The sequence below is a fragment of the Bradyrhizobium sp. USDA 4501 genome (assembly GCF_054062115.1).
The window spans coordinates 4,094,442-4,115,216 of record NZ_JBSSEX010000001.1 but is presented as its reverse complement, the minus strand read 5'-3'; the positions used below and the strand labels follow the sequence as shown (position 1 = coordinate 4,115,216).

Here is a 20,775-nt window from a genome sequence, read left to right as displayed (position 1 = left end):
CCTCTCCCGCTTGCGGAGGAGGTGCAACGAGTCTGTAGCGTCACACAACAAGGGAGGCTCGCGATGATCGACCATATCGGCTTTTCCGTCTCCGACTATCAACGCGCGAAGGCTTTCTACCAGACGGCGCTGGCGCCGCTCGGCTACGGCCTGATCATGGAAGTGCCCGCGGAGGTGACCGGGCACGCGCCCGCCGCGGGCTTCGGCGCCGACGGCAAGCCGGACTTCTGGATCGGCGGCGAAGGCGCAATGAACAAGCCGGTGCATATCGCCATCACGGCCAGGGACCGCGCTACCGTCGACGCCTTCTACAAGGCCGCGATGGCGGCCGGCGGCCGTGACAACGGCGCGCCCGGCATCCGTGCGCATTACCACCCGAACTATTACGGCGCATTCGTGCTCGATCCCGACGGCCACAATATCGAGGCGGTCTGCCACACGCCCGGGTGAAACATCGGAACGCCGCGGCGCGCGATCCGTTGTCGCTTCGAACTTCGATGGAGCGATCAATGCGCGCGACGCGATCTGGCGGCGGCAGCCGCGGGGCCTCGATATGATGCCGATCGAGCCTCCCGAGATTCCGCCGACGACGCCGGGCACACCGAGCGAACCGCCGCCGGGAATTCCGCCCGGCAGTCCGCGCCCCGAGATTCCGGAGCCGGTGCGCGAACCCGGCGAGCCGCCGCGACCGGACGAGTTGCCCGGCAAGACACCTGACGAATCACCGGTGCGCGGACCGCCTGGACCGTCCGGCCCGCCGCCTGCGACAGATCGACTCGCCGCCGGTGAGTCGCCCTTGCGCCCAAGTTCCACGTCGATTGCAAATGTGTAGGCGCGTTTCTTCTGAACGCGCGGTGAACAACCACACACGCAACCCGTTATAATGTCGAAATAAACTTCGCCGATGATTCGTGGCTCGCCACAATCCGGCCTAACGGCTGGCGGTTCATCGTCCTGCCGAATTGTTCGGTTCTCACTTTGCTTTCCTGCCCAGACTTTCCGCCGGGGACTCCTAGACAATGACAAAGCTTCGTCTCGTGCTGCTTGCCACGACTGCGCTGACGGTGATGCAATTCGCCACCTCAGCGTCGCACGCCCAAACTTCGCCGCTGGTCGTCGCACAGGCGCAGAAGGAAGAAACCGGACCTGACGGAAAGCCGAAGGCGCGGCCGGCGCCGGGCGCGCCGGGTGCGCCGGGTGCTCCCGCACGTCCCGCACCGCCGGCCGCAGCACCGCATCCGCAGGCGCCACCTCCCGCCGCGGCACCCGCGCATCCCGCTCCGCCGGCCGCAGCACCCGCGAAGCCGACCCCGCCTCCAGCCCCTGCCCGGCCCGAGCCGCCCGCAGCTGCACCGGCAAAGCCGACGCCGCCTCCGGCAGCCGCACCGCATCCGGCACCGCCGCCGGCTCCCGCACGGCCCGAGCCGCCTGCCGCGCGCCCGACGACGCCTCCGCCGTCGGCTGCTCCCGCACATCCCACACCGCCGCCGCCCGCGGCCGCACCCGCGAAGCCATCGCCGTCACCGGCACGGCCGGAGCCGCCCGCAGCAGCGCCTGCGAAGCCGACCCCGCCACCGCCGGCGGCCGCCCCCGCACATCCGACGCCACCGCCGCCGGCCGCAGCACCGCAGCGACCCGGCACGCCGCCGCCCGGCGCAGGACCCGCGCACACACCGCCGACGCCGGCGCCCGGCGCCACGCCGAATGCCGCGCCCGCAGCACGTCCCGGCACCCCGCCCACGGCGGCAACGCCGACACCGACGCCCGCAACGCCGGGAGCTCCGACAACGGCGCCGGCCGAACGCCGTCCCGGCGATCGTCCGGGTGGCGAACGCGGTGAACGTCCTGGCGGCGCCAAGCAACCGCCGGGCACGCCGCCCGCGGCGACGTCAACGCAGGCGCCTTCGGCAACGACAACGCCTCCGGCAGCAGGGGCACGACCGGGCACGCCGCCCGCCGCGACAGCTCCCGGTGCGACACCGACGCCGACACCTCCGGCAGCCGGCGCACAGCCCGCGCGTCCAGGCACCCCGCCTGCCGCAACAACGCCTCCGGCACCCGGCGCGACGCCGACGCCACCGGCGCCAGGTCAGCAGGGACGTCCGGCGACACCGCCCGGAACGCCGGCGACCCCGGGCGCGGCAATGGGCGCGCCCGGCGCGACCCCGGCTCCGGGTCAGCCGGCAGCACGTCCGGGCGTCGCGCCCGGCGTATCGCCAGCCCAGGGCGCCGCGATGGGCGCGCCCGCGCCATCGGTCGTCCCCGGCTCGGCCGCCGCAACGCCGCCGCCCGGCCGCGCGCAATATGCGCCGCCGACGGTTGCGCCCGCCTTCCGCGCCGCGCCTGCCGTCGCAGCGCCGCTGCCGCCGCCACCGCGCCATGACAACATCAAGCCGCTCGCGATCGGCGCCGCCGTCGGTGCCGGCGTGGTCGCCGGCGCCATCATCGGCGGCAGCATCGCCGACCTGCACAGCCAGCGGCAGGAGGTCGTCGAGGGCGGCCGCACCATCTACACCGAGCCGGACCGCGTCATCATCCGCGATCCGGGCGGCCAGGCCTATGTCCGCGGCGACGACGTCTATCGTTTCCGCTATGGCGCGCGCGATATCCGCACCGAGACGATCGGCGGCGAAACCCGCACCGTGGTGGTTCGTCCCGACGGCAGCGAGATCATCACGGTGGTCGGCTCCGACGGCCAGATGTTGCGCCGAATCCGGAGGGATACTGGCGGCCGCGAGGTCGTCATCATCGACAACAGCTATCGCGATCCGCGGGCGGTCGGCGGCTTCTATGTCGACGCCCCGCCGCCGGTGGTCAACATTCCCTACGATCGCTACATCGTCGATGCTCAGGACGCGTCGCCCGACGTGATCTACGAGACCATGGAGGCACCGCCGGTGCAGCGGATCGAACGGCGCTACTCGCTGGACGAGATCCGCTACAGCCCTAATATCCGCATGCAGATGCCGAGCATCGACGTCAACACGATCAACTTCGACTCCGGATCGTGGACCATCCCACCGGACCAGGCGGCGAGGCTGCAGGTGATCGCCGACGGCCTCAACCGGGCCATCCAGCGCAACCCGCGCGAGGTGTTCCTGATCGAGGGCCACACGGATGCGACCGGCAACGACACCGACAATCTGTCGCTGTCGGACCGCCGTGCGCAATCCGCCGCCGAGCTCTTGACGCAGCAGTTCGGTGTGCCGGCTGAGAACCTGACCTCGCAGGGCTATGGCTCTCAATATCCGAAGGAGCAGACCGACGGACCGAGCCGCATCAACCGGCGCGTCACCGTCCGCCGCATCACCCCGCTGCTCAACGGCGGCACCGCCTCGGCCGCGCCGCCGCGCTGAGCCGCCGCGACATGACGGAATGGCCGGGAGCGATCCCGGCCATTTTTGTTTGTTCTCCTTCCCCTGAAAGGGGGAAGGTCGGGATGGGGGTCAGCCGCAGGTGACGGTGTCTACGGAGAGAGCAGATCCCCACCCGCCTGCTCTCGCGAGCAAAGCGACCTCCGCTTTTCAAGGGGAGGTCGGAGAAGCCTCGCCGGTCACGCCAACCCTCCAACAGCAAACTTTGTTCATCTCGACCCCCGCAAGCGGGAGGGGTACAGCGGGCATGCCTCGTCTCAATCTCATCATGCGTTACTTGCCCGCACCCAGTCCCAGCGCCTCGACCATCACGCGGAACACTTCGGTGTTGTCCATCGAGCCGTGGACGCGCTCGCTGCCCGGGCCCGTCGCGGTGAGAATGACGTCCTCGCCGGAATGCACGCTGGCGCCGATCATCGCCGGCAGATTGCCGAAGCGCAGCACGACGCCGGGGACATCCTTGTACTTGTCATTGGCCTTGAACGTGTCGGGCTGGTCGGCCTTCACGGTCGGCTCGTTCGGATCGTCGAGTTTCGGGCGGAACGTCTCGTAGTGATCCGGCAGGCTGGCGGAGAAGATTGCAAGCCGCCGGCTGACATCGACGCGTGACGGATAACCTTCGGCGTCCGGCGCCGGATAATTCGGGAACCCGGCTTTCTCGTAGACACCGACGCGCTCGCGCAGCGGCACGTTGGGTGTCGCCGCCATGTCGTCATTGATGGTGCCGACCAGGCTGTTCGGATGGTTGTGGTCGGCCACGACCAGGATCAGCGTGTCGTCGTTGCGCGCTTTCGCCCAGTCCTTTGCGAGCCGCACCGCGTTGTCGAGCATGATGGTGTCGTAGACCGCGCGCTCCATGTCGAGCAGATGGGCGTATTTGTCGATCAGGCCGGACTCGATCATTAGGAAGAAGCCGGCCTCGTGCTTCGACAGCACCGTGAGCGCGGCCTGGACCTGCGCGGCCTGGACCTGCTCGGTCAGGTCCGGCTGTTCGGGGAATTTCCTGACGCCGCCTCCCTTGAGGAATTTGCGGTCAAGCGCGCCGTCCATGTTGCCGGCGGCGAACAGGCCGAGCAGTTGGCGGGTGTCCGGTTTGGCCGCGAGCGTGGCGAGTTCGCCTGCGGTCGTCGCGACCGGATAGCCGGCGTCGCGGAAGCGCGCGAGATAGTCGACATCGTCCTTGCGTTTCGATCCGGACGCGGATTGCGGCAGGAAGTTCGCGGAGCCGCCGCCCATCAGCACGTCGGGCTTCGCGTCAAAATATTGCGCGACGATCGCGTCATAGGCGGCGCGGCGGCGGGTATGCGCAACCATCGCCGCCGGCGTCGCGTCCTCGACCTCGGTGTTGGTGACGATGCCGACCTCGAGGCCCGCCCGGCGCTTGGCGAGGCTCGCGATGGTCTCGACCCTGGGATCGTCGAGCGGATCGGGCGTGCGATCGGCGTAGACGCCGAGCGCATTGACCGCGGCCTTGTGGCCGGTGGCGTAGGCGCTCGCGGCATTCGCCGAATCGGTGATGATCGAGTCCGAGCCGGCGGTCGCGACCAGCGCCATATGCGGCATGTCGTCGATCGCGAGCTTGCCGCGGCTCTTGCCCTCCGCGATTCCCTTGGAGAGGATTCGCGCGGCGACGCGATGCGACGGCGACATCCCGTCGCCGATGAACAGGATCACGTTCCTGGCCTTGCGTGCCCCGGTGTCGTAGACGGTCCAGGTCATCTTCCGGCTCTGCGTGCCGTCACTGACTTCGACGGCGACCTGCCCGGGCTTGACGAGCGAGACATCGCGCAGCACCAGCGCTGACTGCTCCCGGCCGGCCTCGTGCACGGTGAATGTGCCGCCCTGGCCGAACACCGCGGCATAGTCCGCGCCGTTCAGCGTGACCTTGAGCTTTGCTTGATCGACCACCCCCGGAAGCTCGACCTTGAAGTCGAATTTGGCGCCGACGAGGATATCGGCGCGATCGATCGGATAGATCGTCTGGGCGAACGCCGGCGCTGCCGACAACGCCAGCGTGACGGCCATCCCGGCAACTTGCTTGATCATGATCGATGCTCCGCTCTCGCGCATCATGCGCATCGGAGCGGAGGCTAGTTGCGGCGGATGACGGCGCAATGAGGCGCGCCGGGGCGTATTGCCGCAAGGCCGGCGTGATTTCAGCGCGCCATCTGCTGCGGATCGTAGAAGAAGCGCTCCTCGACCAGCTCCTCGCCGCGCCAGGTCTGCCAGGCGACCTCCTCCATGCTGCGGACCTTGCCGTCCTTGCCGGTGAATTCGAAGCGCCAGCAGATCGCCGAATGATCGCCGTCAAGCAGGAGCGGCCCGAGCCGCGTGGTCTTGACGCCGGCGACCGCGGCCAGCACCGCCGCCTCGCGCGCCGCCAGCGCCTCGCGGCCGACCCGCCACTCGCCGTCGTTCTCCTGGGTGCGGGCATCGACTGAATAGAAGTTCCTGATCGCGCCGACATGGTCGTTGGACTCGACCGTGTCAGCGAAGGCTTGCAACGTCCTAAGCGAGGGCATCGGGCATTCTCCATTTACCGACTTACAGTCGGTATTTATCGACTAGTAGTCGGTAAGTCAATTGGCTTGCGTCTGGAACTGGGCTAGAGATGCGCCATGGCAACCCAGGCCGAACGGCGCGAGAAAACCAGAGCCGCCATCGTCAAGGCGGCGCGGCGCATTTTTGGCGAGCGCGGCTTCGCCGCTGCGACGATGGACGACATCGCCGCCGGCGCGCGTGTTGCCAAGGGCGCGGTCTATCATCACTTCGCGACCAAGGAGGCGGTGTTCGAGGCGGTGTTCGAGCAGGTGTCGATCGACCTTGTTGCCGATCTCGACCGCATCTCGCGCGCCGAGAACGATCCGCCTGGCGGCGATGGCGGCGGGCACGCAGGGCTATTTCGCGGCGTGCTCGAAAGGCCCGACCGGCCAGATCATCTTGCGCGACGGCCCCGCCGTGCTCGGCTGGGAACGCTGGCGCGAGATCGACGCCAAGCATTTCGGCGGCAAGTTTCCGCGCGCGCTGGCCGCCGCGATGGATGCCGGCGTGATCGCCAAGCAGCCGATCGAGCCGCTGGCGCGGCTGCTGCTCGGCGCGGTGACGGAAGCCGCGGTTGCGGTCTCCGCGGGGCCGGATATCGGCAAGACCGGCACCGATTACGCGCGCGCGTTCCGCTCGCTGCTCGATGCGCTCAGGGTGAAGTAGGCAGGCCTCTCTCCCCACGTCGTCCCGGCGAAGGCCGGGACCCATAACCACAGGGAGGAGTCGTAAAAGCGCGCTGGAGCACCAGCGTGCTTCATAACCATGGCCGGTGGTTATGGGTCCCGGGTCGCGCTTCGCTTGCCCGGGACGACAAGGCGAGAGGGGTGCCGCCTCAGTCCTTGTCGTTCTCGAGCTGGAAGATCTGCGAGCCTTCGCCGCTCGAGATGAGGCCAGTCTTGTTGTACAGGCCGAGCTTGGCGCGGGTGTCAGCAATGTCGAGGTTGCGCATCGTCAGCTGGCCGATGCGGTCGGCCGGCGTGAAGGCGGCGTCCTCGACCTTCTCCATGCTGAGCCGCTCCGGCGCGTAGGTGAGGTTCGGGCTCTCGGTGTTTGATATCGAGTAGTCGTTGCCGCGGCGCAGCTCGAGCGTCACCTCGCCGGTGACGGCACGCGCCACCCAGCGCTGCGCGGTCTCGCGCAGCATCAAGGCCTGCGAATCGAACCAGCGGCCCTGATAGAGCAAGCGGCCGAGCCGCATGCCGCTGATGCGGTACTGCTCGATCGTATCCTCGTTGTGGATGCCGGTGACGAGGCGCTCATAGGCGATGTGCAAGAGTGCCATGCCGGGCGCCTCATAGATGCCGCGGCTCTTCGCTTCGATGATGCGGTTCTCGATCTGGTCACTCATGCCGAGGCCGTGGCGGCCGCCGATCGCATTGGCCTTGAGGAACAGCGCGACCGGATCTGCAAACGTCTTGCCGTTCAGCGCGACCGGCTGCCCCTCCTCGAAGCGCACCACGACCTTCTCGGCCTTGACGTCGCAATCGGCGCGCCAGAACGGCACGCCCATGATCGGGTTGACGATGGTGATGCCGCTCGCAAGGCTCTCGAGATCCTTGGCCTCATGCGTCGCGCCGAGCAGATTGCTGTCGGTCGAATAGGCCTTCTCCGCGCTCATCTTGTAGGCGAAGCCTTGCGCGGTCATGAACGCCGACATCTCGGCGCGGCCGCCGAGCTCGTCGATGAACTGCTGGTCGAGCCAGGGCTTGTAGATGCGCAGGCTCGGGTTGGTCAGCAGGCCGTAGCGATAGAAGCGCTCGATGTCGTTGCCCTTGAAGGTCGAGCCGTCGCCCCAGATGTTGACGCCGTCCTCCTGCATCGCCGCGACCAGCATCGTGCCGGTCACCGCGCGGCCGAGCGGCGTGGTGTTGAAATAGGTGATGCCGCCGGTCGAGATGTGGAACGCGCCGGACTGGATCGCGGCGATGCCCTCATGGACCAGCTGGGTGCGGCAATCGACGAGGCGGGCCTTCTCGGCGCCGAAATCCACCGCCTTGCGCGGGATCGCGTCGTAGTCGGCCTCGTCGGGCTGGCCGAGATTGGCGGTATAGGCGAAGACCTTGGCGCCTTTCAGCTTCATCCAGAGCAGCGCCGCCGAGGTGTCGAGCCCGCCCGAGAACGCGATGCCGACTTTTTCGCCAGTGGGCAGGCTTTTCAGAATCGTACTCATGGGACGGTCCAATCGGTCGAAATCAATGATGTTTCCGGGGTGGCGATATCAAATTTCCGAACGCTGAGCACGCCTTTAATCAGGCCCAAATCAGGCCTCGGTCTGGCTGGACGCCGCCTTGCCGCCCCGGCGCCAGCGCTGCATCCACCGGTAGCCGGGCATCGCAAGGCGCGTCAGCGCGGCATCGACCTGGGCGTCAGTCAGCCGGGTCGCTGCCCAGCGGTAGATCAGCGCGTAGAACAGCCAGACCGTGAAGAACGACACCAGGCCCGCGATCGCCACATCGGTGAAGAAATGGCCGCCAAAGGCCATGCGAAGCCCGCTGGTGACGATGCCGAACACGGTGGCCCCGGCAAAGGCCAGCGGCCGCCACGCGGGCGGCGTCAGCGCCGCCGGTGCATAGGTCCAGAACGCGGTGGCGCCCTCGCCGGAGAAGAACGAGCAGTTGCGCGGGCAGCCGCCGCGCGGGTCCCACCACGGCATGAATTGCAGGTCGCCGCCGAACTGCGTCACGAACACCGGCCGCGGCCGGCCCCAATAATTCTTGAAGGTGAAATTGGTGAGCACGCCGGCCGAGAGCAGCATCGTGGTGAGCAGGAACACCGCGGCGCGGCCGGACATCAGCATCGGCCGGTCCGGGCGGATGAATTTCCAGACGATGGTCACGATCGCCGGCAGCACCAGCGCCCAGGCGATCCACATCGCCGCATCGCGCGCGAACGACGCCACCGCGTCGAGCTTCAGCGGGAAGGTTTTCTGCGCCACATCGTAGAACAGCGCCGCCAGCTTCAGGTCGAGCTCGGGATAGATCCCGAACAGGATGCCGATGATGAGCGCCAGCCCCAGCGCAATGAAAAGTCCGGTCCGGTTCATGGCGCGCGGTTTAGCCGAGGCGGATGAGCATGGGAAGTGACGTCATCCCCGCGCAACGGCTTCGCCGTTGTCGCTGGAGGTGCGAGCTCTTGCGAGCCTCGAAGGATGCGGTCTTGCTGCGGCCCATCCTTCGAGACACCGTGCTGCGCACGGTTCCTCAGGATGACGGCGGTGTTTGCGGCCGCCGTTGCGACGGCAATGGCGGGGGCGGCGGCAACGGTCGCGCCGGCTCGCGCCAGGCGCCGGCGGTGCGGCCGGCGATCAGCCAGTAGACCAGGCCCGCGACGATGCCGGCCCCGGTCATGATCTCCATGTGCCGGCGCACGATGCCATGGAATTGCATCATGTCGGGATCGAACGGAACCAGGCCGAGATAGCACGCCGCGCCGACGATCGCGCCGCCGACGGCATAGGCCAGCACGCTCCGGATGAAGAACGCCTCGGTGATCAGCACCACGATCAACGCCGGCAGCAGCGCAAAGCCTGAGATAAAGATGAACCCGAAGCCGAGCACAACGTTGATCGCGCTCTGGTCGATCTGCCCGCCGAAATCGCTGATCTCGGGATACAGCACCGCGACGACCACGATGATCCCTGCCACGAAGCAGGCCATCAGGAAGCCGAAGGCGACGACGAACAGGCGGCCGATCAGGGCCATGCTACGACCTCCCCGTCATTGCGACGGAGCGAAGCAATCCATCTCGCAGCTCGCCGAGGCATGGATTGCTTCGTCGCTTCGCTCCTCGCAATGACGGATTGCATGGAGGGCGTCACACTCAATCCGTCATCGCCATCGCGCGCAGCGCCTGGCGCTCGCGGGCCGAGAGCTTTTCGGTCTCCGACTTGAGCTGGCCGCAGGCGGCGAGGATGTCGCGGCCGCGCGGCGTGCGCACCGGCGAGGAGTAGCCGGCGTTGAATATGTATTCGGAGAATTTTTCGATCTGCTCCCAGTCCGAGCATTCGTAGGCGGTGCCCGGCCACGGATTGAACGGGATCAGGTTGATCTTCGCCGGAATGCCCTTGAGCAGCTTCACCAGGAGCTTCGCGTCATCGAGCGAATCGTTGACCCCCTTGAGCATCACATATTCGAAGGTGATGCGCCGCGCGTTGGAGGCGCCGGGATAATCGCGGCAGGCTTGCAGCAATTCCTTGATCGGATATTTGCGGTTCAGCGGCACCAGCTCGTTGCGCAGCTCGTCGCGCACCGCATGCAAGGAGATCGCGAGCATCACGCCGATCTCGTCACCGGTGCGCTGGATGTTCGGCACCACGCCCGAGGTCGACAGCGTGATGCGCCGGCGCGAAATGCCGATGCCTTCATTGTCGGCGACGATCAGCAGCGCATCGCGCACCGCGTCGAAATTGTAGAGCGGCTCGCCCATCCCCATCATCACGATGTTGGTGACGCGGCGCGTGCCGTCCTCGCGGTCGGCCCAGTCATTCAGCCGGTCGCGCGCCACCATCACCTGGCCGACGATCTCGCCGGCGGTGAGGTTGCGCACCAGCCGCTGCGTGCCGGTGTGGCAGAATGCGCAGTTCAGCGTGCAGCCGACCTGCGAGGAAACGCACAGCGTGCCGCGATCGGTCTCGGGGATGTAGACGCACTCGACCTCGTGCGGCCGCTCGACCTTGTCGCCGCTCGGCAGCCGCAGCAGCCATTTGCGGGTGCCGTCATTGGAGATCTGCTCGGCGACCACCTCGGGACGATCGACGGTAAAATGCTTCTCGAGCTCGGCGCGCATGTCCTTCGAGACGTTGGTCATCTCGGCAAAGCTCTTGGCGCCGCGGAAATACATCCAGTTCCAGAGCTGCTGGGTGCGCATCTTGCGCTGGCCGGCCTGCACCCCGATCTCGCCCAGGCGATCGGCGATCTCGGCGCGCGACAGCCCGATCAGCGACGGCTTGGCCGGCGGCACGTAGGTCTCGAGCGGAACCTTCTCGACCAGCGCGCTGGCGCCGGAGACGGCATGGGTGGTCACGGTGTCGGTCATGAAACCTCAAATAGGCCTTCCAGCCGGTGCTGGAAAGCCACCGAATACCTCGATTTCAGGCCTTAAGTCGATTTTTAGAGCATGATCTTTCCGGAAAACCGCTTCACACTTTTCCGGATCATGCTCTAGCGTCGGCAGTCCTGCCCGAGCCGGTCGAGCGCCTGCGCCAGGCCCTTCAGCGAGAAGGTGTCTGTCGTCTCGGTGCCCTTGGCCGAGACGGCTTTTACCGTCAGTTCGGCCGATTTGCGCATGGACTCCACCATCCGCTCCTCCTCGGCCGCATTCTTGATCCAGAGGCCGTCGCCCTGCGTGTACATCGCATAGGTCCCGCCGCCGACCTGAAGCGTCGATTCGGAGCCCGGCTTCACCGTGTAGCCGATCATGATCGAGACTTCGTTGACGACCTTCTCCGCCGGACGGGTGGAGATGAAGGCATAGGCCGGATCACGCGGCCGGTTCGCCGGATTGGTCTTCGACGACGACGGCTTGGCGAGCGCAAAGCACACCTTCTTGCCGTTGGGCGATGCCGTGTACGCGCCCCAGGTCCCGAATTGGCCGATCAGCGTCGGCTCCGCGCCGCCGGCCGCAGCCGCCGCGGCCGAAGGCGCCGGCTTGGCTGCTTCCTTGGCCGTATCCTTCTTGGGCGCGGCCTGCGCCGGCGCGAGGGTGATGAACCCGCCCAGGATACAAGCAACCAGTGATGTCAGAATCTGCCGCACGGCCAACTGGTTCCCCCATCATTGTGACTGCAAGATGGCCCGGCGATTCCCCTCCGCCGGCTCGGATGGATAACCGGGAAACGCTTTTTTGGGAAGGCAGTTAGGCCGAAAGGCGAACGCCGCTCACCGTCGGGCGCGTAATCGCGACGCGTTATCACTTGGCGCGCGCAGCGCGCTGCTTCTCCCACTGCGCATCGGTCCATTGCAGCAGGTCCTCGGCACCGGAACTGCGTAAGTGCGAGCCGCCATCCTGCACCACCATCTCGCCGTTGATGTAGCCGGCCTGATCCGAGATCAGAAAGGTCGCGAGATTGGCGAGCTCCGAATGCTCGCCGGCGCGGCCGAGCGGATTGCGATGCGCCCAGCTCTCGCCGCGCCCTTCGGGGCGCAACTGTCCGGTCGCGCCTGCGGTCGGGAACGCGCCGGGCGCGATCGCGACGGTGCGGATGCCCTTCGGGCCCCACTCCACCGCCAGGCTCTTGGTCATCGCCAGCACGGCGGTCTTCGCCATCGCGGACGGCACCGTGAACGCGCGGCCGGTGATGGTCGAGGTCGACAGGATCGAGAGCACCACGCCCTTGTGCTTGCCGTCGATCCAGCGGCGGCCGGCGGCGAGCGTGCAGTACATCGTGCCATGCAGTGTCGGCGCGAGGATCGCGTCCGCCGCACGGAACGACAAATGTTCGCTCTGCGCAATAAAGGTTGCGGCAGCATTGTTGACGAGCACGTCGATCGGCGCGTCCTGCCAGACCTGATCCATCATCGCTTCGACCGCTGCGCCGTCGCGGATATCGCAGCGCGCGATGGAAACCTTGGCGTCGAGCTCGCTACGGAATTTTGCTGCGGTTTCCTCCAGCAGCCCCTCGCGCCGCCCGCAGATGATCAATTCGGCGCCGAGTTCGGCGAAGCGGTAGCCCATCGCAGCACCAAGGCCGGAGCCGCCGCCGGTGATCAGGATGCGCTTTTTTGCTAGCAGGCCTTTTTCAAACATAGTTTGATCCCTCCGCTTTGTATTGTCGCTCCGCCGCAAATCCGGCATGAAGCTTGTAGTCCAAGATCTTGCAGCTCTTTCTGCGTCCGAAACTCAGGTGTGTCCATGAAAGCCATCCTCTGCTCGCAATACTGTCAACCTGACGATCTCGTGCTGGCTGATGTGCCCGATCCGGTGGCGGCTCCCGGCGAAGCCGTGATCGCGATCAAGGCGGCGGCGCTGAATTTCTTCGACATCCTGATGATCCAGGGCAAGTACCAGATCAAGCCGCCGTTCCCGTTCTCGCCGGCTGCCGAAGTTGCCGGCGTGATCGAAAGCGTCGGCGCCGGCGTCACTGACCTGAAGGTCGGCGATCGCGTCGTCGCATCCTGCGGCCACAACGGCGCGCGCGACAAGATCGCGCTGCCGGCGAATTCGATCGTGAAGATTCCCGACAATCTCGACTACGACCGCGCCGCCGGCATCATCATCATCTACGGCACCGCGCTGCATGCGCTGGAAGATCGCGCGAGCCCGAAGCCGGGCGAGACGCTCGCGGTGCTGGGGGCCGCCGGTGGCACCGGCCTTGCTGCGTGCGAGCTCGGCAAACTGATGGGGTTGAAGGTGATTGCCTGCGCCTCGTCGGACGAGAAGCTGGCATTCGCCAAGCAACACGGCGCCGAGCTGACGCTGAACTATGCGAAGGAAGATCTCAAAGAGGGCCTGCGCAAGCTGACCGACGGCAAGGGCGCCGACATCGTGTTCGATCCGGTCGGCGGCGCCTATGCCGAAGCCGCGTTGCGCTCGACCGCGTGGGAAGGCCGCTTCCTGGTCATCGGCTTTGCCGCCGGCGAGATTCCGAAGATCCCGCTCAACCTCGCACTGCTGAAGGGCTGCGATATCCGCGGCGTGTTCTGGGGCGCCTGGGCGCGGCAGAATCCGGACAAGAACCGCAAGAACCTCGAGAAGCTCGTGCAGTGGACCGCGGAAGGCAAGATCTCCTCGCATGTCGACCGCACCTTCCCGCTGTCGCAGACATCAGAAGCCCTGAAGGTGCTCGCCGGCCGCAAGGCGATGGGCAAGGTGATCCTGCATCCGGGAAGCTGAACCGAGATTGCGCAGCCCGGAAGGAGCCGAACGGACTACCATGGCGCTCCCTACCGTCTCCGTCACCCTGAGGAGCGCGCTCTTGCGCGCGTCTCGACGGGTCGACGGCCCCGCTGGTGGCCGTACATCCTTCGAGACGCGCTTCGCGCTCCTCAGGATGACGGATCGAAAGTTTCGTAGCCCGGATGGAGCGCAGCGAAATCCGGGATGCATCATAACCTTCCCTTGAAAAGAGGAGGTCGCTTTGCTCGCGAGAGCAAAGCGGGTGGGGATCAAATCTGCCGGCTTGCAGCGTCGCCTGTTGCTGACCCCCTTCCCGACCTTCCCCCTTTCAGGGGGAAGGAGAAGGCAGATCTCACTCCTCTTCCGGCACCCCGCGCTTCAGCGCGGCGCGGGCGGCATCGCGATGCTCCGGCGTGATGTGGCTTGCCACCATGCGGAGCGCAGTTGCGAGCACTGCGGCGTCATCGGTGAAGCCGAGGATCGGCAGCATGTCGGGCACGAAATCGAACGGCAGGATGAAATAGGCGATTGCCCCGAGCAGCGCCGCCTGGACATGGCGCGGCGTCTGCCGGTCAAAGGCGCAGTAATAGGCGGCCAGCAGGTCCTCCGCGAAGGGCAGGCTCGCCACCACCTTCTTGAACTTGATCCAGAAACGGCGGCGCACGCTTTCGGGGTCCTGCGCCAGCCGATCGGCAGGCCCAAATCCCACGCCGGGTTCGCTCGATGTCATCGCAAGGTTCCTCGACGCCGCGCCAGTTCGGCGGCGGACGATGCGAATCTGGGGACATCGGCGGACCCGCGCAAGGTTCCACGCGCCGGAGTCAATTGACCCCAAGCTGCCTTGCGATCGCGTTCATGGCCTTGGCGAGGTCGATATCGCGCTTGGTCACCCCGCCGACATCGTGGGTCGACAGCACCACCTCGACGGTCTTGTAGACGTTTTTCCACTCGGGGTGATGGTCGCTCTTCTCGGCGACCAGGGCGGCGCGGGCCATGAACCCGAAGGCCTCGTTGAAGTCCTTGAACACGAAAGTCTTGGCGATCGCCTCGCGGCCGGACGCCTCCGACCAGCCGGCCAGTTCCCAAAGGGCGGCCTTCCTCGCCTCCGCTGACAGCCGTTCGACCATGGTAACCTCCCGTTTGACGCCGACTTTAGCCTAACAACCGGCCTCCGGGACGGGATCCACGCCCAAATTAAGGCCGAAATCGCGTCCTATCGCCGCTGGTAACCATGACGGAGTTGTAACATCTGTCCGTTCAGTAATTTGCTACACATAGAGGATGTATGCGCGTTGGTAGTTTTGCGAGATTGAGCCCCGACGATTGTTTGCGAGATCGATGACAGACGGCTCCGCCAGCATGTCGCCCAAGCCGCTGCGTTCGGCAAAGCGGCGGCTGATGTTCGTTTTGATCGCGGGCGCGCTGGCCATCATCGGCACGTTGCTGGCCGGCTATTATTTCGCCGTGCGTCCGGTGACGCTGCGGATCGCGGTCGGTCCTGCCAACAGCGATGACGTCAAGGTCGTGCAGGCGCTGGCGCAGGCCTTCAACAACCAGCAGAACACCCAGGTCAAGCTGAGGCCGGTGCAGACCGAGGGCGCCACTGCCAGCGCCCAGACGCTGGCCGACGGCAAGGCCGATCTCGCCATCATCCGCGGCGATCTCGAGGTGCCGAAGAATGCCCAGGCGGTCGCGACCCTGCGCAAGAATGTCGTGGTGATGTGGGTTCCGCCCGCCAAGGGCAAGGTTCGGAAATCCGCGCGGATCACCAAGATCGCGCAGCTTGCCGGCCGCAAGATCGGCGTCGTCGGCCGCACCCCGGCCAATGTCAATCTGCTGAAGCTGATCCTGACGCAATACGGCGTCGACCCGATGAAGGTCGAGATCGTTCAATTCCCGGCCAATGAGGCGGCGGAAGCGATCAAGAACCTCAAGGCCGACGCCTATCTCGCCGTCGGCCCGGCCAACAGCAAGATCACGATCGATGCGATCACGGCGTCGGTCCGCGACGGCGGCGAGCCCAGCTTCCTTGCGATCGACGCCTCCGAGGCGATCGCGCAGAACCATCCGGCCTATGAGGCCGCGGAAATCCCCGCCGGCTCGCTCGGCTCCGCTGACCGGCCCGATGATGAGGTGAAGACGATCAGCTTCTCGCACCACATCGTTGCGCGGAAGGGCCTGTCGGACTCGACGGTCGCGGCATTCACGCGGCAATTGTTCGCGATCCGGCAGTCGCTCAAGACCGATTTCCCGCTCGCCGCCAAGATCGAGACGCCGGACACCGACAAGGATGCCACCATTCCGGTGCATCCGGGCGCCGCCGCGTTTGTCGACGGCGAGGAAAAAACCTTCCTCGACCGCTACAGCGACTACATCTGGTGGAGTCTGATGGCGTTCTCGGCGATGGGCTCGGCCGGTGCGTGGTTCGCCGGCTATCTCAAGCAGGACGAGCGCAACACCAACACCTCGCAGCGCGAACGCCTGCTGGAGATGCTGAAAGCCGCGCGGCACAGCGATTCGATCGAGGAACTCGACCAGATGCAGGCGGAGGCCGACGACATCCTGCGCCACACGCTGGACTGCTTCGAGCACGGCGCGATCGAGGAAGGCACGCTGACCGCGTTCAACATCGCGCTCGAGCAGCTTCATAACGCCGTCGCCGACCGCAAGGCGCTGTTGTTCAGCATGCCGCAGAATTTGCAACGGGCTGCGACGCAGTTCAGGGCGGCGGGCACGGCGTAGGGGCGCCGCCAATCTTTATCCGCAAATCCCCCTTGCCTCCCCCCGCACTCGGGAGAGGGAGCCTGACAGATGCGCTTCCCTTACGTCCCGCACTCCCGCCGCTGTAATCTCTCCGTCATGGAATTTTTCTAGGTCTTGGCGCGCCTGCGGCGCATTGTCGCTGTGACCTGAGGAGGCTCCCTATGACGATCCGGTTCTCGCGAAATCTCACCCGCCGACGCTTTCTCTCCACGGCGGCTGCGGCCGGCGCCGGCGTGATTGCGATGCCCTATCTGTCGCGCGCCGCCGACCGTCCCGTGATCACCCATGGCGTGCAGTCCGGCGATGTCGGCGTCGACGGCGGCGTGGTGTGGGCGCGTGCGGACCGGCCGGCGCAGATGATGGTCGAGGTCGCGACCACTGAATCGTTCAAGGACGCCCATACACTGCCGCCGATCGCGGCGCTGCCCGAGAGCGACTTCACCGCCAAGATGCTGCTGGAGAACCTGCCCTCCGGCCAGGACATCTTCTACCGCGTCCGCTTCCGCGACCTCGCCCATATCGACATCGTCGGCGAGCCGGTGGTCGGACGCTTCCGCACCGCGCCGAGCGACCGCCGCGACGTCTCCTTCGTGTGGGGCGGCGATGTCGCCGGCCAGGGCTGGGGCATCAATCCCGACGACGGCGGCATGATCACCTTCGCCGCGATGAAGAAGCACGCTCCGGATTTCCTTCTGCACTCCGGCGACACGATCTACGCCGACGGCGTGATCCCGTCCGAGGTGAAGCTTCCCGACGGCGAGATCTGGAAGAACGTCACTATACCCGAGAAGGCGAAGGTGGCCGAGACGCTCGACGAATACCGGGCCGCCCACAAGTATAACTTCCTCGACAACAACGTCCGCGCCTTCAATGCCGAGGTGCCGATCTTCGTGCAGTGGGACGATCACGAGGTGACCAACAATTGGTCGCTGTCGAAACAGCTGCCGGCGGCCTACAAGGAGCGCGACATCACCGTGCTCGCGGCGCGCGCGGCAAAGGCCTTCCACGAGATGTATCCGATGCGCGAGAGCATCGTCGAGCCGGGCCGCGTCTATCGCACGCTGAGCTACGGTCCGCATCTCGACGTCTTCATGCTCGATGAGCGCAGCTATCGCGGCCCCAACGGCCCGAACCTGCAGGAGCAGTACGGCCCCGACGCCTATTTCATCGGCCCGGACCAGATGGCCTGGCTGAAGCGCGCGCTGCTCAACTCGCGCGCCACCTGGAAGGTGATCGCCTCCGACATGCCGCTCTCGCTGATCGTCTATGACGATGCCGCCAACAAGAAGGGCTCGGAAGCCTTTGCGCAGGGCGATGGCCCGGCGCGCGGCCGCGAGCTCGAAATCGCCGACATCCTGCGTTTCATCAAGACCGCGGGAATCGTCAACACGGTGTGGCTGACCGCCGACGTGCATTACGCCGCCGCGCACTACTACAACCCGAACAAGGCCCAGTTCCAGGAGTTCGATCCGTTCTGGGAATTCGTCTCCGGCCCGCTGCATGCCGGCACGTTCGGTCCGAACGAGCTCGACAACACCTTCGGCCCCGAGGTGAAGTTCATCAAGGCGCCGGGCGAAGGCAACCAGAACCTGCCGCCGTCGGCGGGCATGCAGTTCTTCGGCCACGTCAAGATCGACGGCAAGAGCGGGCAGATGATGGTGAGCCTGCGCGACCGCGTCGACGCCGAGCTGTGCGCGATCACGCTCGACCCGAAGCCGGTCTAGTGTGCTGAATGCGAAGTTCGTGCGATTTCGCGGCAGCCACTTTCACGAACTTCGCATTCATAAAGCACACTAGAATCATAAGTTTGCTAGTGTCCTTATCGAATCCGAAGTTCGCTCCGAAGGTGCGGCAAATGATGCGAACTTCGGATTCGGGACACTAGTTCGGTCACAGCCACGACGGAACCGGGCTCTTTGTCCTGACGGTCTTGCCTCCAAGGCGAGGCAACGCGATTGCCGGGGATGGACCTCCCCGGCCTCTTCCGGTACCGATGTCAGAGCCGTTATGCTGGGGGCCCGGAGGGGCGGAGCATGAGGCGCTGCGAATTCTTTCGCGTGCTCAGTGGTAGCGTTGCGAGGTTTCGGCCTCGCCGCTTGTTGGTCGTCGCGATCGCAGTGTTCGCGCTGCTGCCGATCGAAGTCAGCGATGCCGGCTGGCTGCCCGATCTCTTCAGGAGCTCACCCAAGCATGCCAAGTCGCCGAAGCGCGCGAAGGCGACAAGGGCTGCCAAATTGGCAAGGCACCGCGCTCCGCCCAGGCACCGCGCCATGCGGCTGGCCGCCCTTGGGCCAGTCACCCTGCCGCTTTCGGCTCTCAAGCCGGCCGCTGCCAAATGCGATCCCGCGACGTTCCGGATCGTGCTGGATGTCGGACATACCGCGCAATCGGAAGGCGCGATCAGCGCGCGGAATGTCGCCGAGTTCACCTTCAACCTGCGCCTTGCGCGGCTGATCGAGGAGAGGTTGAAGGCCGAAGGCTTTACCGAAACCAGGCTGCTACTGACCGAAGGCAAAGCGAGACCGAGCCTCTTCAAGCGGGTCGCCGCCGCCAACAATCTGCACGCGGATCTGCTGATGTCGATCCACCATGACTCCGTGCCCAACAAGATGCTCGAGGACTGGGAGTTCGAGGGCAAGAAAAGCCACTTCAGCGACCGCTTCAGCGGCTACTCCGTGTTCGTCTCCCGGGACAATCCGGACTTCAAGACCAGCCTCCGGTTCGCCGAACTGGTCGCCGGGGAAATGAAGGCCCAGGGCCTGCATTATGCCGAGCAATACAGCCAGGCCATCATGGGTCGTTACCAGCACCCGTTGCTGAACAAGGATACCGGCGTCTACAGCAATGATGAACTCATCGTGCTGAGAAAGACCGCGATGCCCGCGATCCTGCTGGAGGCGGGCTCGATCATCAACCGGGACGAGGAACGCGAGATGGACTCGCCCGAGCGCCAAAACCTCATCAGCAGCAGCGTTGCTTCCGCCGTGAAGGAATTCTGCGAGCCGCGATGGGCGCTGCTCGGTCCACCCTGACGGCCGAGCGATCAACTCCTCCTCAGCCCGGCTTGCCCGACTTGATCTCCTTGAACTTGGCAAGCGCCTGCTCGAACTTGGCGTTGAACAACCACATCGCATCGAGGATCTCGCGGAAGGTCGCGGATGTTCTTGCCCGGTCGGCCCGTCCGAACGCGAAGACGCTGTTGTTGCGCAGATATCGCATGATCCTGGGATCGGAAATTCTGTAGCCGACGAGGTTGCCCGATTTGAGCGCTGCTCTGGTCGGCGTGGGAATGATCTGGATCAGCTCAAAGACCTTCATCTGATCGATCGGGTCCGGCAGCGCTTTCTGGATCGCCGCGACCTGCGGGAAAAGTTCGGCGTGTGCGTTCATGAGGCCGTCCCGCACGGCGGTCCAGTGATTGAACCTGTGGTCGAGGTTGCCGACCCGCGCCTCTTCCCGGTCGTCGCGACGGCTCAGTGCAGGATCGAGGACCTCGATCGATTTCTTGATGGCTGCCCACTTGCTTCTGCCGTTGCGATCTTCGGATGGACCGGTCTGCAAGCTGCCCTTGTAGGTGTTCGACCGCGCATTGCCCGCATTCTGCTTGCCGTTCGTCTCGGCAAAGAAGAGGCCGAGGCTGATACGGCCCGCGACGGCGGCGTCGGCGGCATCCAGACCCTTGGCGCGCGCGATCACCGTCGCCAGATCGACCACGTCCTTGAATGGTGTATCGGATGTTTGCGCACCGGCGGGCGGCGCCTCCATGACGTCGAAGAGCTTCCGGTACTCATCGAGCAGCGGCTCCTTGTCGGCGTCGAAATAGGCCGGAGGGATTCCGAATCTGTTGGGCCTACCGATCCTGGACGGAAGCGCATCGGTGAGGTCCTTGTAGGCGCTCATCATCTCGACACGGGCCAGATAGATCGCCTGACCCGGCAAGTCGGGCAGCGGCTGATTGGCATCGATCTGCGCGCGGCGCTGGCGCAGGATCGACTCGAAGCCCTTCAGGGCTTTGTCGTAGGTCTCAAGCGCGGCCGATTGCTCGCTCGAGAGTGCGGCCGGCGTAGCGAGAGCTGGCGACACGAAGCGACCGACGACGGCCGAGCCGAACGGCGGCGCTGGCAGCAGCCCGAGAGCGAGCGCGGCTGCGGGCGCGGCAAATATCCTGACCACCATGACGCTTTCCCGAAGCGCTTGCGTCACCGAATCCGACAGGCTGGATGGTAGACGACGAACGCGCCGACGGCGAGGCCGAAGCCGG

The 20,775-nt window shown here is 65.8% G+C and carries 19 protein-coding genes and 1 pseudogene; 9 read left to right on the top strand and 11 right to left on the bottom strand.

Translation table 11 applies throughout. The features are described 5' to 3' along the window. The first annotated feature begins 63 nt into the window (after positions 1–63). From ACVWZM_RS18935 to ACVWZM_RS18925, 3 genes are all read left to right on the top strand, one after another. Positions 64–450 carry a VOC family protein gene (locus ACVWZM_RS18935; protein ID WP_057021286.1) on the top strand — a complete coding sequence of 129 codons (387 nt, stop codon included), beginning with the start codon at positions 64–66 and terminating at the stop codon, positions 448–450. Between the two features lie 106 nt (positions 451–556). Further along, the gene (locus ACVWZM_RS18930) at positions 557–832 is read left to right on the top strand and encodes a hypothetical protein (RefSeq protein WP_076834722.1); all 276 of its coding nucleotides are present in this window, start codon (positions 557–559) and stop codon (positions 830–832) included. A 187-nt stretch (positions 833–1,019) separates the two neighbouring features. After that, complete coding sequence (locus tag ACVWZM_RS18925) at positions 1,020–3,356, top strand: OmpA family protein (RefSeq protein ID WP_456854215.1); 2,337 nt, start codon at positions 1,020–1,022, stop codon at positions 3,354–3,356. Positions 3,357–3,647: 291 nt separating this feature from the next. Here ACVWZM_RS18925 and ACVWZM_RS18920 read toward each other — a convergent pair whose 3' ends face one another. Both ACVWZM_RS18920 and ACVWZM_RS18915 read right to left on the bottom strand, forming a co-directional pair. Then, positions 3,648–5,420, bottom strand: coding sequence for an alkaline phosphatase (locus tag ACVWZM_RS18920; RefSeq protein ID WP_456854213.1), 1,773 nt, complete (start codon positions 5,418–5,420; stop codon positions 3,648–3,650). Positions 5,421–5,530: 110 nt separating this feature from the next. Beyond that, entirely contained in the window at positions 5,531–5,896 is a 366-nt protein-coding gene (locus ACVWZM_RS18915) for a hypothetical protein (protein WP_028340880.1), read from the bottom strand. A gap of 96 nt (positions 5,897–5,992) precedes the next feature. On the opposite strand from ACVWZM_RS18915, the pseudogene ACVWZM_RS18910 reads away from it, so the two are divergent. Both ACVWZM_RS18910 and ACVWZM_RS18905 read left to right on the top strand, forming a co-directional pair. Beyond that, a pseudogene (locus ACVWZM_RS18910) lies at positions 5,993–6,115 on the top strand (TetR family transcriptional regulator); the annotation flags it as partial. 136 nt (positions 6,116–6,251) lie between these two features. Beyond that, positions 6,252–6,581, top strand: coding sequence for a hypothetical protein (locus tag ACVWZM_RS18905; protein WP_456854211.1), 330 nt, complete (start codon positions 6,252–6,254; stop codon positions 6,579–6,581). 169 nt (positions 6,582–6,750) lie between these two features. Here the strand turns inward: ACVWZM_RS18905 and argG are convergent, their stop codons facing one another. The 6 genes from argG to ACVWZM_RS18875 form a co-directional block, all read right to left on the bottom strand. Then, positions 6,751–8,088 carry an argininosuccinate synthase gene (gene argG, locus ACVWZM_RS18900; RefSeq protein ID WP_456854209.1) on the bottom strand — a complete coding sequence of 446 codons (1,338 nt, stop codon included), beginning with the start codon at positions 8,086–8,088 and terminating at the stop codon, positions 6,751–6,753. A 90-nt stretch (positions 8,089–8,178) separates the two neighbouring features. Then, on the bottom strand, positions 8,179–8,961 hold the full coding sequence (locus tag ACVWZM_RS18895) for a phosphatase PAP2 family protein (protein ID WP_076834962.1): 783 nt from the start codon (positions 8,959–8,961) through the stop codon (positions 8,179–8,181). Between the two features lie 157 nt (positions 8,962–9,118). Then, a complete protein-coding gene (locus tag ACVWZM_RS18890) occupies positions 9,119–9,619 on the bottom strand; it encodes a hypothetical protein (protein ID WP_076834963.1) in 501 nt (166 codons plus the stop codon). Positions 9,620–9,737: 118 nt separating this feature from the next. After that, on the bottom strand, positions 9,738–10,952 hold the full coding sequence (gene rlmN, locus ACVWZM_RS18885; RefSeq protein ID WP_057021293.1) for a 23S rRNA (adenine(2503)-C(2))-methyltransferase RlmN: 1,215 nt from the start codon (positions 10,950–10,952) through the stop codon (positions 9,738–9,740). 125 nt (positions 10,953–11,077) lie between these two features. After that, complete coding sequence (locus tag ACVWZM_RS18880) at positions 11,078–11,671, bottom strand: invasion associated locus B family protein (protein WP_057021355.1); 594 nt, start codon at positions 11,669–11,671, stop codon at positions 11,078–11,080. Positions 11,672–11,825: 154 nt separating this feature from the next. Continuing rightward, positions 11,826–12,662: an SDR family oxidoreductase gene (locus ACVWZM_RS18875; protein WP_057021294.1), complete on the bottom strand. Its 837-nt coding sequence runs from the start codon at positions 12,660–12,662 to the stop codon at positions 11,826–11,828. A 105-nt stretch (positions 12,663–12,767) separates the two neighbouring features. On the opposite strand from ACVWZM_RS18875, the gene ACVWZM_RS18870 reads away from it, so the two are divergent. Next, positions 12,768–13,748 (top strand): NADPH:quinone oxidoreductase family protein, encoded by a 981-nt coding sequence (locus tag ACVWZM_RS18870; protein ID WP_057021295.1) that lies wholly within the window; start codon positions 12,768–12,770, stop codon positions 13,746–13,748. Between the two features lie 355 nt (positions 13,749–14,103). On the opposite strand, the gene ACVWZM_RS18865 is transcribed toward ACVWZM_RS18870, so the two are convergent. Then, positions 14,104–14,481 carry a YkvA family protein gene (locus ACVWZM_RS18865; protein WP_057021296.1) on the bottom strand — a complete coding sequence of 126 codons (378 nt, stop codon included), beginning with the start codon at positions 14,479–14,481 and terminating at the stop codon, positions 14,104–14,106. Between the two features lie 91 nt (positions 14,482–14,572). Beyond that, the gene (locus ACVWZM_RS18860) at positions 14,573–14,878 is read right to left on the bottom strand and encodes a 4a-hydroxytetrahydrobiopterin dehydratase (protein ID WP_057021297.1); all 306 of its coding nucleotides are present in this window, start codon (positions 14,876–14,878) and stop codon (positions 14,573–14,575) included. A gap of 211 nt (positions 14,879–15,089) precedes the next feature. Here ACVWZM_RS18860 and ACVWZM_RS18855 point away from each other — a divergent pair, with 211 nt between their 5' ends. From ACVWZM_RS18855 to ACVWZM_RS18845, 3 genes are all read left to right on the top strand, one after another. Further along, positions 15,090–16,493: a TAXI family TRAP transporter solute-binding subunit gene (locus ACVWZM_RS18855; protein WP_229160558.1), complete on the top strand. Its 1,404-nt coding sequence runs from the start codon at positions 15,090–15,092 to the stop codon at positions 16,491–16,493. A gap of 182 nt (positions 16,494–16,675) precedes the next feature. Then, the gene (locus ACVWZM_RS18850) at positions 16,676–18,238 is read left to right on the top strand and encodes an alkaline phosphatase D family protein (protein ID WP_456854207.1); all 1,563 of its coding nucleotides are present in this window, start codon (positions 16,676–16,678) and stop codon (positions 18,236–18,238) included. 375 nt (positions 18,239–18,613) lie between these two features. Further along, positions 18,614–19,546, top strand: coding sequence for an N-acetylmuramoyl-L-alanine amidase family protein (locus tag ACVWZM_RS18845; RefSeq protein ID WP_076835004.1), 933 nt, complete (start codon positions 18,614–18,616; stop codon positions 19,544–19,546). Between the two features lie 22 nt (positions 19,547–19,568). Here the strand turns inward: ACVWZM_RS18845 and ACVWZM_RS18840 are convergent, their stop codons facing one another. After that, complete coding sequence (locus ACVWZM_RS18840; RefSeq protein WP_456854205.1) at positions 19,569–20,690, bottom strand: hypothetical protein; 1,122 nt, start codon at positions 20,688–20,690, stop codon at positions 19,569–19,571. Positions 20,691–20,775: the final 85 nt, after the last annotated feature.

Coding starts and splice junctions, on each gene's coding strand:
- ACVWZM_RS18935 (WP_057021286.1), top strand. CDS start 64: ATGATCGACCATATCGGCTTTTCCGTCTCCGACTATCAACGCGCGAAG.
- ACVWZM_RS18930 (WP_076834722.1), top strand. CDS start 557: ATGCCGATCGAGCCTCCCGAGATTCCGCCGACGACGCCGGGCACACCG.
- ACVWZM_RS18925 (WP_456854215.1), top strand. CDS start 1,020: ATGACAAAGCTTCGTCTCGTGCTGCTTGCCACGACTGCGCTGACGGTG.
- ACVWZM_RS18920 (WP_456854213.1), bottom strand. CDS start 5,420: ATGATCAAGCAAGTTGCCGGGATGGCCGTCACGCTGGCGTTGTCGGCA.
- ACVWZM_RS18915 (WP_028340880.1), bottom strand. CDS start 5,896: ATGCCCTCGCTTAGGACGTTGCAAGCCTTCGCTGACACGGTCGAGTCC.
- ACVWZM_RS18905 (WP_456854211.1), top strand. CDS start 6,252: ATGGCGGCGGGCACGCAGGGCTATTTCGCGGCGTGCTCGAAAGGCCCG.
- argG (WP_456854209.1), bottom strand. CDS start 8,088: ATGAGTACGATTCTGAAAAGCCTGCCCACTGGCGAAAAAGTCGGCATC.
- ACVWZM_RS18895 (WP_076834962.1), bottom strand. CDS start 8,961: ATGAACCGGACCGGACTTTTCATTGCGCTGGGGCTGGCGCTCATCATC.
- ACVWZM_RS18890 (WP_076834963.1), bottom strand. CDS start 9,619: ATGGCCCTGATCGGCCGCCTGTTCGTCGTCGCCTTCGGCTTCCTGATG.
- rlmN (WP_057021293.1), bottom strand. CDS start 10,952: ATGACCGACACCGTGACCACCCATGCCGTCTCCGGCGCCAGCGCGCTG.
- ACVWZM_RS18875 (WP_057021294.1), bottom strand. CDS start 12,662: ATGTTTGAAAAAGGCCTGCTAGCAAAAAAGCGCATCCTGATCACCGGC.
- ACVWZM_RS18870 (WP_057021295.1), top strand. CDS start 12,768: ATGAAAGCCATCCTCTGCTCGCAATACTGTCAACCTGACGATCTCGTG.
- ACVWZM_RS18865 (WP_057021296.1), bottom strand. CDS start 14,481: ATGACATCGAGCGAACCCGGCGTGGGATTTGGGCCTGCCGATCGGCTG.
- ACVWZM_RS18860 (WP_057021297.1), bottom strand. CDS start 14,878: ATGGTCGAACGGCTGTCAGCGGAGGCGAGGAAGGCCGCCCTTTGGGAA.
- ACVWZM_RS18855 (WP_229160558.1), top strand. CDS start 15,090: ATGACAGACGGCTCCGCCAGCATGTCGCCCAAGCCGCTGCGTTCGGCA.
- ACVWZM_RS18850 (WP_456854207.1), top strand. CDS start 16,676: ATGACGATCCGGTTCTCGCGAAATCTCACCCGCCGACGCTTTCTCTCC.
- ACVWZM_RS18840 (WP_456854205.1), bottom strand. CDS start 20,690: ATGGTGGTCAGGATATTTGCCGCGCCCGCAGCCGCGCTCGCTCTCGGG.